Raw genomic sequence first — 12,106 nt, 5'->3', positions numbered from 1 at the left:
CACCACCGCGCCCCTCGTCACCGCCGCGGCCTGCGCGCTGCTGGCCGCGGGCGTCGGGGCCCGGCCCGAGCTGGGCGTCTGGCTGCTGCTCGCGCCGGTCGCGGTGCTGCTGGCGACGGTCGACGCGGCCGTGCACCGGCTGCCGGACGTGCTGACCCTGCCGGCGGCCGGCGCCACCGCCGCGCTCCTGGGGGCCGCCGCGCTGCTGCCCGGCCACCGCGGGTCCTGGACCGGCGCGCTGCTGGGCGGACTCGCGCTGGCCGCCGCGTACTTCGTCCTCTTCCTGATCCGGCCCGACGGGCTGGGCTTCGGCGACGTCAAGCTGGCGCTGACGCTGGGGATCGCGCTGGGCTGGTACGGCTGGACCGTGCTCTTCCTCGGTGCCTTCGCCGGCTTCGTGCTGGGCTCGGTGTACGGGATCGGGCTGCTGCTCGCGCGGCGCGCGGACCGGAAGTCCGCGATGCCCTTCGGTCCGTTCATGGTCCTCGGCACGCTTCTCGGCCTGCTCCTTGGGGGATACGGCACGTCCTGACCGGTATGTGCCCTATTGTCGTTTCCGCACCGCCCGCGGCGATCAGCTGGAAGCGCATCACCCGGGCCGCCCGTTCCCACCGCCGGGGACGGCAGGGCCCGCGGGGACGAGCCACCAGCCGGTCCGCGGCACGGCGGCGCGCCGCTGTCCGGCAAGGCAGGACCGAGGACCTGAGGATTGGGGGCCGCGGAGGACCGAGACGGAACGATCCCACGACGACCGGTGAAGTCCGTTACGAAGACCGGAAAAGTCCGGTCATTGCCTCGCGCTCCGGGTGCGCCGCGCCGCACTCGGGGCGCTTCCCTTTTTCCGCGGGCCTTCCGCGGCCGGCCCGCGATCCCGTCAAGCCGGCGACCGTACGGGTGTCGCTCCTGCGGGGTATCCGTGACCGGCGGGACGAGAGGTCCGTCACGCTCGCCGCGTGACGGAGGGGGACAGGTCCGACACCGTACGGAACAAGATCATTAAGGCCACGGGCCCGCCATGGGGCGGGTGGTGGTACGTGAATTCAAGATCATTTCGGGAATTCGCGCACCGTTCCGGCGCCCCCGCGACACCTTGATCAACTCCGTGACACGCGGGCTGACCGCCGCTGATGCGCGCAGCACGCCCCAACGGGGGTTATGGTGGAAACCCCCCCTCGGGCCGGTCCGTATCCCCCCCACGGACCGGCCCGCTTTTTTGTTCTGTGCGGCCTACCGCCGCGCCCAGATGTTGACGCCCTCCGTCGAGGTCGCGAATTCATCGATCTCGGCCAGCTCCGCGTCGGTCAGCTTGTCGCCGCCGAGCGCCGCGACATTCGCCTCCAGCTGCGCCACGCTGCTCGCGCCGATCAGCGCCGAGGTCATCCGCTCGTCCCGCAGCACCCACGACAGCGCGAGCTGCGCCAGCGACTGGCCGCGGCGCTTTGCGATCTCGTTCAGGCCGCGCAGCCGCCGCACGACGTCCTCGGAGAGCAGGCCCGGGTCCAGCGACTTGCCCTGAGAGGCGCGCGAGCCCTCGGGGATGCCGTGCAGGTACTTGTCGGTGAGCATCCCCTGGGCCAGCGGCGCGAAGGAGATGCAGCCCATGCCCGCCGCCTCCAGGGTGTCCAGCAGCCCGTCGTCCTCGGTCCAGCGGTTGATCATGCTGTACGAGGGCTGGTGGATCAGCGCCGGTACGCCCATTTCCCGCAGAATGCGGGCCGCCTCGCGGGTCTGCGCGGAGTTGTAGCTGGAAACGCCCACATACAGCGCCTTGCCCTGCTGCACCGCGGAAGCCAGCGCGCCCATCGTCTCCTCGAGCGGAGTGTCCGGGTCGAATCGGTGCGAGTAGAAGATGTCGACGTAATCGACGCCCATCCGCCGAAGCGACGCGTCCAGCGACGAGAGCAGGTATTTCCGGGAACCCCATTCTCCGTACGGACCGGGGTGCATCAGATATCCGGCCTTCGTGGAAAGGATCATTTCGTCCCGGTAGGACCGGAAGTCCTGTGCGAAGATCTTGCCGAAGTTCAGCTCCGCCGAGCCGGGCGGCGGGCCGTAGTTGTTCGCCAGGTCGAAGTGGGTGACGCCCAGGTCGAAGGCGCGCCGCAGGATCGCGCGCTGCGACTCCAGAGTCCGGTCGTCGCCGAAGTTGTGCCAGAGCCCGAGAGAGATCGCCGGGAGTTTCAGGCCGCTGCGGCCCGTACGGCGGTACTCCATGGAGTCGTAGCGCGAATCTGCCGCGCGGTAGTCAGAGGTGCCAGTCATGACCATCTCCTTATCACGGAGTTGTGACACACCTGATTGGGTCATTGCGACTCCCGAGACGTAAAGTTGCGGACTTGAGGCGACGGGGGCGACCGCCAAATAGGCACGGAGGGGCTGGACCACACATGCTGCGATCTTCCGGGATGGGTATCCCGTATCCCCCTGTTGTGCGGGAGTTCGTGTACAAGCTGTACGAGCGCCGGGTGGAGCGCCGGCTGGACCACTCCCAGGTGCCCAAGCACATCGGCGTCATCCTGGACGGCAACCGCCGCTGGGCCCGCGCCGATGGTCTGACCACCGAGCAGGGGCACCAAGCGGGCGCGGCGAAGATCGAAGAGATGCTCGGCTGGTGCGAGGAGACCGACGTCCAGGTCGTCACCCTGTGGATGCTCTCCACGGACAACCTCGACCGGCCGGAGAAGGAGCTGAAGCCGCTCCTCGGCATCATCGAGAACACCGTGCGGCGGCTCGCGGCCGACGGCCGCTGGCGGGTGCACCACGTCGGCAACCGCGACCTCCTCCCCGCCGGCACGCAGCAGGTGCTGAAGGAGGCCGAGGAGACCACGGACCACATCGGCGGCATCGTCGTCAATGTCGCGGTCGGCTACGGCGGCCGGCAGGAGATCGCGGACGCGGTCCGCTCGCTGCTGCTGGACGAGGCCGGGCGCGGCGCCTCGGTCGAGGACATCGCCGAGACCGTCGACGTCGAGAAGATCTCCGAACACCTGTACACCCGCGGCCAGCCCGACCCGGACCTGGTGATCCGCACGAGCGGCGAGCAGCGGCTGTCCGGCTTCATGCTGTGGCAGAGCGCCCATTCGGAGTACTACTTCTGCGAGGTCTTCTGGCCCGCCTTCCGCAAGGTCGACTTCCTGCGCGCACTGCGGGACTACGCCTACCGGCACCGGCGGTACGGCGTCTAGGACACCTCCCTCAGGGGACGACGACGGCCTGTCAGGGACGGGGCCGGGGACGTCACATGGGGCCTGCCGCTCACCGGTAACCACGAATTCACTGGCCGTGCGTCATATGCCGGGGCATGGCAGCAGGTGTTCGCGGGAATATCCCTTCCAGGACGGCACCCGAAAAGCCAGGTCCAGTGGGTGCCGCTCTGCAGCGGGCGGCATGCCGCCGTCCGCCCGGGAGGCCCTTTGCGCATCACGGACGATCGTGCGGACCGCACGGCCGACGCGGAGGGCCGGTGCCCGGCCCGCGCATCGCGGCCCGAGCCCGGCTCCATCCCCCGCGACGCCGTCGCACCCCGACCTCATCCGAGGGGGTTCGTCCACCCGTGGTGAACAGCAAGCAGCGCCGTGAGGCCGACCGGCGCACCTACGTCCTCGACACCAGCGTCCTGCTGGCGGATCCAGGCGCCATGGCCCGCTTCGAGGAGCACGAAGTCGTGCTGCCGGTAGTAGTGGTCACGGAGCTGGAAGCCAAGAGGCACCATCCCGAGCTCGGTTACTTCGCCCGGCAGGCACTGCGCCTGCTGGACGACTACCGCGTGCGGTACGGCCGCCTGGACGCCCCCATCCCGATCGGCGAGGTCGGCGGCACGCTGAGGGTCGAACTGAACCACTCCGATCCGGGGGTCCTGCCCGCCGGCTACCAATTGGGGGACAACGACTCGCGGATCCTCGCCGTGGCGCGCAACCTCCAGGCCGAGGGGTACGACGTCACGGTCGTCTCCAAGGACCTGCCGCTGCGCATCAAGGCGTCCTCGGTCGGCCTGCTGGCGGAGGAGTACCGCGCCGAGCTGGCGATCACCGACTCCGGCTGGACCGGCATGGCGGAGCTGACGGTCTCCGCGGAAGAGGTCGACGACCTCTTCGCCGTGGAGAGCGCGTACCTTCCCGAGGCCGCGGAGCTGCCCGTGCACACGGGGCTGGTGCTCCAGTCCGAGCGCGGCAAGGCGCTCGGCCGGGTCACGGCCGACGGCCGGGTGCGGCTGGTGCGCGGCGACCGCGAGGCGTTCGGCATCCACGGCCGCAGCGCCGAGCAGCGGATCGCGCTGGATCTGCTGCTCGACCAGGAGGTCGGGATCGTCTCGATGGGCGGCCGGGCCGGCACGGGCAAGTCGGCGCTGGCGCTCTGCGCGGGCCTGGAGGCCGTACTGGAGCGCCGGCAGCACAGAAAGGTGATGGTCTTCCGGCCGCTGTACGCCGTCGGCGGGCAGGACCTGGGGTATCTCCCGGGCACCGAGGCCGAGAAGATGGGCCCGTGGGCGCAGGCCGTCTTCGACACCCTCACGTCGGTGACATCGTCCGATGTCATCGAGGAGGTGGTGGGGCGCGGGATGCTGGAAGTGCTGCCGCTCACCCACATCCGCGGCCGGTCGCTGCACGACGCGTTCGTGATCGTCGACGAGGCCCAGTCCCTGGAGCGGAACGTCCTGTTGACCGTTCTGTCCCGTATTGGCGCCAATTCGCGCGTCGTGCTCACACATGACGTCGCGCAGCGCGACAACTTGCGGGTCGGGCGGTACGACGGCGTGGTCGCGGTCGTGGAGAAGCTGAAGGGGCATCCGCTCTTCGCGCACATCACACTCAACCGCTCGGAGCGGTCGCCGATCGCGGCCCTGGTGACCGAAATGCTGGAGGACGGGCGTATCTGATCCTTTATAGGTTCCGCGCCCTGAATGAGGAGGTCGGCGCGGCTCCGACCCGTTGTGTGACCTGCGCCGTCCGGCGAAGCCAGAGAGCCTAGCCGGGCGGCGTCGGCGCGCGCGGAGATATCCGGAAACTCCATGGCGTAAACGGGGTGTGAGCTTTCACACCCGGCTGAGAATTGATTCCACGCGTCCGCTTCGGGCAGAGTCTGGGACCTGTCAGGCCCCGCATGCGGCACTTTGGCACCCCCAGCGGTGCAGAACCACAGAACTGAAAAGCGTTCGCCGTATGCCGCCCGAGCACCACGCGGACCCCCGAGGGGGGAAGCACCGGGCCAGTGCCTCCTGTGACCAGCCGACCCCACCCGCACTTCGGGGACGGAGCAATACGGAGGACAGCGCCAGGGGCAAGATTGCGTCCGCGATGGTCACCTACGCGGACGACGCTGGAAGGAAATCGTGTGAGCCGGATCTCGGTCCGGGGATTCGCCGTGGCCTCCGCCACCGCGGTCACCACAGTCGGCGCCGTCGTCGGCGTCGCGTCGGGCAGTGAGCCGGGCTCGGTCGCCAACACCGAGGCCGCCGCCGCCGACACGACGATCGCCGACATCCCCATGGGCCAGCAGGCCCAGGTGGAGACGGCGTCCCTCGTGCAGCAGGCGGATGACCAGTCCACCCAGGCGAACGCCGCCGCCCTGAAGTCCGCCCAGGAGGCGGCCCGCAAGGCGGCAGCAGAGAGCGCACAGGCCAAGAAGGACGCGGCCGAGCGGCAGCTCGCGGCAGAGAAGCAGGCTGCCAAGGAGCGTGCCGAGGCCAAGGAGCAGGCCGCCAGCCGCTCCGCCGAGCGCGGCGCTCTCGGTGACATCGCCGTCAAGGCTTCGTACACGATCGCAGAGACCCAGGCGATGGCCCGGCAGGCGATGCCGGCCGACCAGTTCCAGTGCTTCAGCAACATCGTGGACCACGAGTCCGGCTGGAACTACAAGGCCGTCAACGCCTCCTCGGGCGCATACGGTCTGGTCCAGGCGCTCCCGGGCTCGAAGATGGCCTCCGCGGGTTCCGACTGGCAGACCAACCCGGCCACCCAGATCAAGTGGGGTCTGAGCTACATGAACGACCGCTACGGCAGCCCCTGCGGCGCCTGGTCGTTCTGGCAGGCCAACAGCTGGTACTAGACCGGCTCGCCGTACAGCGACGCGAAACCCCCGACCGCACAGGGTCGGGGGTTTCGCGCTTTCGGCACAGGTAACGTCGTCCCGACAGTGACGGGGACCGAGGGGGGAAGAGGAAGCGACATGTCCAGACTGCCTCAGTGGGTCGGCGGCGCGGGGGCCGGCCTGACGCGGCTCGCCGCGCGCCTGGAGGAACGGCGCCGGCGTACGGAGGCCGCGGCGGCCGACGGCGAAGGCCGGCTGGGGCACGGCGCGCTGCGCGGCCACCCGGTGCCGCCCATGCCGCTGGAGCCGCCTGTCGTGCCCGGCGGTACCCCTTCGGAGACCGAACGGCCCGCCGGTACCCCTTCGGAGGACGAGGGCACCACGCGCGCCACGGACGCCTCTGGCGCCACAGAAGCCGCTTCTGCCGCCCCAGCACCCTCGAAGCCCTCAACGCCCCCTCAGGAGGCCGCCGGGGACGCTGTACCGGCGTCCGTGCCCGCGCCGCCCGCGTACGCGCCCGCCGTGCCGCCCAGACCCGAGCCCGTGGACGCGGTGCCGTGGGGGATACGGGTCGCCGCGGAGGCGGGCTGGCGGCTGCTCGTCCTGGCCGCTGCCGTGTACGTCGTCGCGCGGGCCATCACCGGCATCCAGCTGGTGGTGCTGGCGTTCGTCGCGGCGCTGCTGATCACCGCGCTGCTGCAGCCGACCGTGGCCTGGCTCAAGCACCGCGGGCTGCCCAGGGGCCCGGCCACGGCCATCACGTTCATCACCGGCTTCGTCATCATGGGCCTGGTCGGCTGGTTCGTGGTCTGGCAGGTCATGGACAACATCGACTCGGTCTCCAGCCGGGTCCAGGACGGCATCAGCGAGCTGAAGGACTGGCTGCTGAGGAGCCCGTTCCATGTGACCGAGGGTCAGATCAACGACATCGCGAAGAACCTCCAGGACGCGATCGGCTCGAACACCGAGGAGATCACCAGCGCGGGCCTGGAAGGCGTCACGGTCGTCATAGAGATGCTTACCGGCATCCTGCTGGCGATGTTCACCACGCTGTTCCTGCTCTTCGACGGGCGGCGCATCTGGGAGTGGCTGCTGAAGCTCGTGCCGAGCGCGGCGCGCGAGGGCGTGGCGGGGGCCGGGCCGCGGGCCTGGCGGACGCTGACCGCGTATGTGCGGGGCACGGTGATCGTGGCGCTGATCGACGCGATCTTCATCGGCATCGGGCTGTACTTCCTGAACGTGCCGCTCGCCGTGCCGCTCGCGGTGTTCATCTTCCTCTTCGCCTTCATCCCGCTGGTGGGCGCGGTGGTCTCGGGCGCGCTGGCGTGCGTCGTCGCCCTCGTCACGCAGGGCGTCTTCACGGCCCTGATGGTCCTGGTGGTCGTCCTCGCCGTCCAGCAGATCGAGGGCCACATCCTGCAGCCCTTCATCCTGGGCCGCGCGGTGCGGGTGCACCCGCTGGCCGTCATCCTCTCGGTGGCCGCGGGCGGGCTGATCGCGGACATCGGCGGCGCGGTGGTGGCGGTGCCGCTGGTGGCCGTCACGAATACGGTGGTGTCGTACCTCCGGTCGTACGCCCAGGAACAGGCCCTCCGGCGATCACCGGCGCCGTCCCGGGACGCCGACGGCTGACCGCCGTGGGTGGCTGATCCTGTCGCCCGGCTCTCGCGCCGCGCGGGTTGCTCGCGCAGTTCCCCGCGCCCCTGAAGGGGCGCGGGGAACTGCGCGAACGGCCACGACGGTGGCGCGCCCGGCAACCGGCAGAGCCCCTCCGGCGGGTCGCCGGGCCGGGACATGCGCAAGGCCCCCGCGGACATCGCGTCCGCGGGGGCCTTTTCGCGTGGGTGCGGCCGGTTCAGCCGGCCAGCGTCGCTTCGGCGTCCAGCGTGGCGCCGACCGCCTGCAGGACGGCCGCGATCTTGACGGCCTCCTGGATGGTGTCGCGCTCGACACCGGCCTTGCGCAGGACCTGCTCGTGCGAGTCCAGGCACATGCCGCAGCCGTTGATCGCGGAGACGGCCAGCGACCACAGCTCGAAGTCGACCTTGTCGACACCGGGGTTGCCGATGACGTTCATCCGCAGACCGGCGCGCATCGTCCCGTACTCGGGGTCCGACAGCAGGTGCCGGGTCCGGTAGAAGACGTTGTTCATCGCCATGATGGCGGCGGCCGACTTGGCGGCGGTGTACGCCTCGGGGGAGAGGTTGGCCTTGGCCTCCGGCTCCAGCTCGCTCAGCACCTTCGGCGAGCGCGACGCGATGGCGCAGGCCAGAACGGTGCCCCACAGCTGCTGCTGCGGCAGGTCGCTGTTGCCGATCACCGAACCGAGGTTCAGCTTCAGGTCCTTGGCGTAGTCCGGAACGGCGGACTTCAGCTCATCGAGTGCCATGTTCGATCACTCGCCCGAGAGGAGCGCGACCGGGTCCAGGGTCTCGTCGCCCTTGGACCAGTTGCAGGGGCAGAGCTCGTCGGTCTGCAGGGCGTCCAGGACCCGCAGGACCTCCTTGGGGTTACGGCCGACGGAGCCGGCGGTCACCATGGTGAACTGGATCTCGTTGTTCTGGTCCACGATGAACACGGCGCGCTGCGCGAAGCCGTCCTCGCCCTCGATGCCCAGGTCACGCATGAGCTCGTGCTTGGAGTCGGCCAGCATCGGGAAGGGCAGGTCGGTCAGGTCCGGGTGGTCCTTGCGCCAGGCGTGGTGCACGAACTCGGAGTCGCCGGAGAAGCCGAGGATCTGGGCGTCACGGTCGGCGAACTCCTCGTTCAGCTTGCCGAAGGCCGCGATCTCGGTCGGGCACACGAAGGTGAAGTCCTTGGGCCACGCGAAGACGATCTTCCACTTGCCCTCGTAGGTCTTGTGGTTGATCTGCTCGAACTCCTTGCCCTTCTCCAGCGAGACACAGGCAGTCAGGTCGAACTCGGGGAACTTGTCACCGACAGTGAGCACACGCACTCCTTGCAAGGTAGGAAATCCCTTTTGGGGTTTTCCTGGGGGTTGGACGTTCACCACAGTGCCACAGCGTGCATTGATCAGGGAAATAGCTAGACTCGGTGGCGTTGATCGGAGGTGGTTATCAGTGGTCCAGCCCACTACGCCGGCCGCCGGGCGCCCCCGGCAGCCCTCGTTCTCGCAGCTCCGCGCGTTCGCCGCGGTGGCCGAGCATCTGCATTTCCGCGAGGCGGCCGCCGAGATCGGCATGAGCCAGCCCGCGCTCTCCGGTGCGGTCTCGGCCCTGGAGGACGCACTCGGCGTCCAGCTATTGGAGCGTACGACCCGCAAAGTACTGCTGTCGCCCGCGGGGGAGCGGGTCGCCGCCCGGGCACGCACAGTGATGGAGGCGGTCGGCGACCTCATGGAGGAGGCCGATGCCGCCCGCGCGCCCTTCACCGGCGTACTGCGCCTCGGCGTCATCCCGACCGTCGCGCCCTACCTGCTCCCGACCGTGCTGAAGCTCGTGCACGGCAGGTACCCGGACCTCGACCTCCAGGTGCACGAGGAGCAGACCGCCTCGCTGCTGGACGGCCTGGCGCACGGGCGGCTGGACCTGCTGCTGCTCGCGGTGCCGCTCGGCGTCGCCGGCGTCACCGAACTGCCGCTCTTCGACGAGGACTTCGTGCTCGTCGCGCCCAAGGAGCACTGGCTCGGCGGCCGCGGCGACATACCGCGCGAGGCGCTGCGGGAGCTGGACCTGCTGCTTCTGGACGAGGGGCACTGCCTGCGCGACCAGGCGCTGGACATCTGCCGCGAGGCGGGGCGCGAGGAAGGGGCCGCGGTGACCACCAGCGCGGCCGGGCTCTCCACGCTGGTCCAGCTGGTGGCCGGCGGGATGGGCGTCACGCTGCTGCCGCGCACCGCGCTGCGCGTGGAGACCGGCCGCAACGAGGAGCTGACCACCGGGTACTTCGACGACCCGGCGCCCTCCCGGCGGATCGCCCTGGCCATGCGCACCGGCGCGGCCCGGCAGCGCGAGTTCGAGGAGTTCGCGGAGGCGCTGCGGACGGCGCTGCGGCCGCTGCCGGTACGGATCGTGGACTGAACCGCCGGGCCGCGGCGCCGGTTCACTCCGTCCGCAGCCCGTCCGGCCGCATCAAGCGCCACAGCGGCGGCAGGCTCAGCAGGGTGACCAGAAGGATCACTCCGGCGCCGATGCCCGCCATGCCGGCCACCACGGGCCAGTCCACCCGCGCGCCGGCCTCCGTCGTGGTCAGCAGGACCGTGCCGAGGCCGACGCCGGCGGTCACCGCCAGTACCAGGCCCAGTACGACGGGGATCGCGGTCTGCCACAGGACCGACCAGCCCATCGTCGAGCGAGGGGTGCCGTACGCGTCCAGTACGGACAGCAGCCTTCGCCGCTCGCGCAGCTGCTCCACGGTGGAGACGACCAGCCCCGCGCCGATGAGCAGCAGGACCACCACGGCACCGAGGTACACCGCGGTGCGCACCTCGCCGTACTGCCGGTCGTGCGGGTTGTCGACCGCGGACAGCTCCCGCATCCCCGGATGCGCGTGGAAGGCGGCCGTACGGATGCGCTCCACCGCATCGGCCTCCCGCGCCTTGTCGTACCCGACGCGCAGCTCCGTCTCCGGGACCCGCAGGCGCGCCGGGGAGAGTGCGCCGGGGGTGGCGAGGATGTCGCCGGGGAGCGGCTCACCGGCGTGCCGGATGCCCGTCACGCGGCGCGCCGTCTCCGGGACGGTCCATGGCCGGGGCGGACCCGATTCCTCGTACCCGTCCGGCGGATTCAGATTCACCCGGGCGCCGGGGCGGACGAAGCCGGACCCCGCGCTGCGGCTGCCCCGGTCGGCCGGGAGGAAGACGTCGCCGTCCCGGCAGGAACCGATGTGTGCCCTGCGCCGCAGCTCGGCGCAGTCGGCGACGGTCACCAGCGCGTGGTCGGTACCGAGGCGACCGCCCGAGTGGCCCCGGTCGCCCGCCCGGCTCACCGACGCGCCGACGCTGCCGTGCGCCCAGGTCACACCCGGTGTCCCGCGCAGCGTGGCCAGCATGTCCCGGGTCGCCTGCCAGTCCGGGGTGCTGCCGCTCAGCTCGATCACCGGGCGGCTCGCGGACTTCGCGTACGCGTCCGCGTAACCGGCCTGGAAGGTGGTGAAGACCATGTGGATGGCGATCGCGCCGGCCACCGCCACAGTGATGCCGCTGACCGCGCGGTTGGCCGCGCTGCTGGACAACTGGAGCCTTCGTACGGCCAGTTGCCAGGGCACCGGACCGCCGCGCAGCCGCCCCACGACGGCCTCGACGAGCCAGGGCAGCAGTGCGGTGACGCCGAGGAGCAGCAGGGCCGCGCCGAACGCCAGCCGCAGGGCGCGGAACCACACCGCGTCCGGCTCCCAGACCAGGGAGAGCAACAGGGCCAGGCCCGCCAGGGGCAGCGCGAGCCGCCATCCGAGCCGGCGCCGCGACACCGGGCGGTCGCGCACCACGTCCAGCGGCTCCGCGGTCATCGAGCGCTGCGCGAACAGCGTGACCAGGATGGATGCCGCGGGGACGAGGACGGCTACCAGTGCGGCGAGGCCCGGGGCCGGCACCACGTCGGCGGGGAAGACATTGACGCCCCAGAGGGTGACGGCGCCGACCGCCTGCCGCCCGGCGAGGAAGATCAGCAGCCCGGCCAGCAGTCCGAGCCCGGCGCCGACCGCCGCCTCGCCCGCCGCGATCCGGCGGGTGGCCGAAATGTCCGCGCCGATCAGCCGGAGCGTGGCCAGCCGGGCCTCCCGCCGGTCGCTGCCGAAACGTACGGCCGTCCCGACGAAGACCATGACCGGCATCAGCAGGACCACGCACGCCAGGACGATCAGCAGCACGAGCCGCGTGCTCGGCGGCCGCGGGTCGAAGATCTTGCCGAAGCGGCTGATGCGGTACGCCTCGCCCGCCGACCGGTCGTCCAGCCCCGCGACGAACGTCAGCTCCTGCGGGCCGAGCAGCCCGCTGTCGCCGATGGTGCCGACGGCTTTGTAGTCCAGGCGTGCGCGCAGCTGCGCGCTGCCGGGTTCGGCGAGCAGTTCGCGCAGGGCGGGGGAGACCACCATCTCGCCGGGCCCGGGGAGGCGTTCGATG

10 protein-coding genes are annotated in these 12,106 nt (G+C 70.8%); 6 read left to right on the top strand and 4 right to left on the bottom strand.

Annotated elements, in window-relative coordinates:
* On the top strand, nucleotides 1–532 hold a 532-nt coding region (locus tag CCS38_RS32525), incomplete at its 5' end, for a prepilin peptidase (protein ID WP_223736917.1).
* Nucleotides 533–1,227: 695 nt separating this feature from the next.
* Here CCS38_RS32525 and mgrA read toward each other — a convergent pair.
* Entirely contained in the window at nucleotides 1,228–2,262 is a 1,035-nt protein-coding gene (gene mgrA / locus CCS38_RS32520; RefSeq protein ID WP_223736916.1) for an L-glyceraldehyde 3-phosphate reductase, read from the bottom strand.
* 143 nt (nucleotides 2,263–2,405) lie between these two features.
* On the opposite strand from mgrA, the gene CCS38_RS32515 reads away from it, so the two are divergent.
* The 4 genes from CCS38_RS32515 to CCS38_RS32500 all read left to right on the top strand — a co-directional run bounded on the left by CCS38_RS32515 (nucleotide 2,406) and on the right by CCS38_RS32500 (nucleotide 7,659).
* The gene (locus CCS38_RS32515) at nucleotides 2,406–3,185 is read left to right on the top strand and encodes an isoprenyl transferase (RefSeq protein WP_223736918.1); all 780 of its coding nucleotides are present in this window, start codon (nucleotides 2,406–2,408) and stop codon (nucleotides 3,183–3,185) included.
* 368 nt (nucleotides 3,186–3,553) lie between these two features.
* Nucleotides 3,554–4,876: an RNA 5'-3' helicase PhoH2 gene (phoH2, locus tag CCS38_RS32510; RefSeq protein ID WP_223736915.1), complete on the top strand. Its 1,323-nt coding sequence runs from the start codon at nucleotides 3,554–3,556 to the stop codon at nucleotides 4,874–4,876.
* A 455-nt stretch (nucleotides 4,877–5,331) separates the two neighbouring features.
* Complete coding sequence (locus tag CCS38_RS32505) at nucleotides 5,332–6,045, top strand: aggregation-promoting factor C-terminal-like domain-containing protein (protein ID WP_223736914.1); 714 nt, start codon at nucleotides 5,332–5,334, stop codon at nucleotides 6,043–6,045.
* 120 nt (nucleotides 6,046–6,165) lie between these two features.
* Nucleotides 6,166–7,659 carry an AI-2E family transporter gene (locus CCS38_RS32500; RefSeq protein WP_223736913.1) on the top strand — a complete coding sequence of 498 codons (1,494 nt, stop codon included), beginning with the start codon at nucleotides 6,166–6,168 and terminating at the stop codon, nucleotides 7,657–7,659.
* 223 nt (nucleotides 7,660–7,882) lie between these two features.
* Here the strand turns inward: CCS38_RS32500 and CCS38_RS32495 are convergent, their stop codons facing one another.
* Together CCS38_RS32495 and CCS38_RS32490 are read right to left on the bottom strand one after the other, a co-directional pair.
* Nucleotides 7,883–8,416, bottom strand: a complete 534-nt coding sequence (locus tag CCS38_RS32495) for an alkyl hydroperoxide reductase (RefSeq protein WP_223736912.1) — start codon at nucleotides 8,414–8,416, stop codon at nucleotides 7,883–7,885.
* A 6-nt stretch (nucleotides 8,417–8,422) separates the two neighbouring features.
* Entirely contained in the window at nucleotides 8,423–8,977 is a 555-nt protein-coding gene (locus CCS38_RS32490) for a peroxiredoxin (RefSeq protein WP_030265371.1), read from the bottom strand.
* Between the two features lie 130 nt (nucleotides 8,978–9,107).
* On the opposite strand from CCS38_RS32490, the gene CCS38_RS32485 reads away from it, so the two are divergent.
* The gene (locus CCS38_RS32485) at nucleotides 9,108–10,067 is read left to right on the top strand and encodes a hydrogen peroxide-inducible genes activator (protein WP_223736911.1); all 960 of its coding nucleotides are present in this window, start codon (nucleotides 9,108–9,110) and stop codon (nucleotides 10,065–10,067) included.
* A gap of 22 nt (nucleotides 10,068–10,089) precedes the next feature.
* On the opposite strand, the gene CCS38_RS32480 is transcribed toward CCS38_RS32485, so the two are convergent.
* The coding region (locus CCS38_RS32480) for an ABC transporter permease (RefSeq protein WP_223736910.1) at nucleotides 10,090–12,106 on the bottom strand (2,017 nt) is incomplete at its 5' end.

Source organism: Streptomyces purpurogeneiscleroticus, from assembly GCF_020024005.1.
Classification (GTDB): Bacteria; Actinomycetota; Actinomycetes; order Streptomycetales; family Streptomycetaceae; genus Streptomyces; species Streptomyces purpurogeneiscleroticus.
The sequence above is the reverse complement of the archived record's forward strand: the minus strand, read 5'-3'. Positions and strand labels throughout refer to the sequence as shown.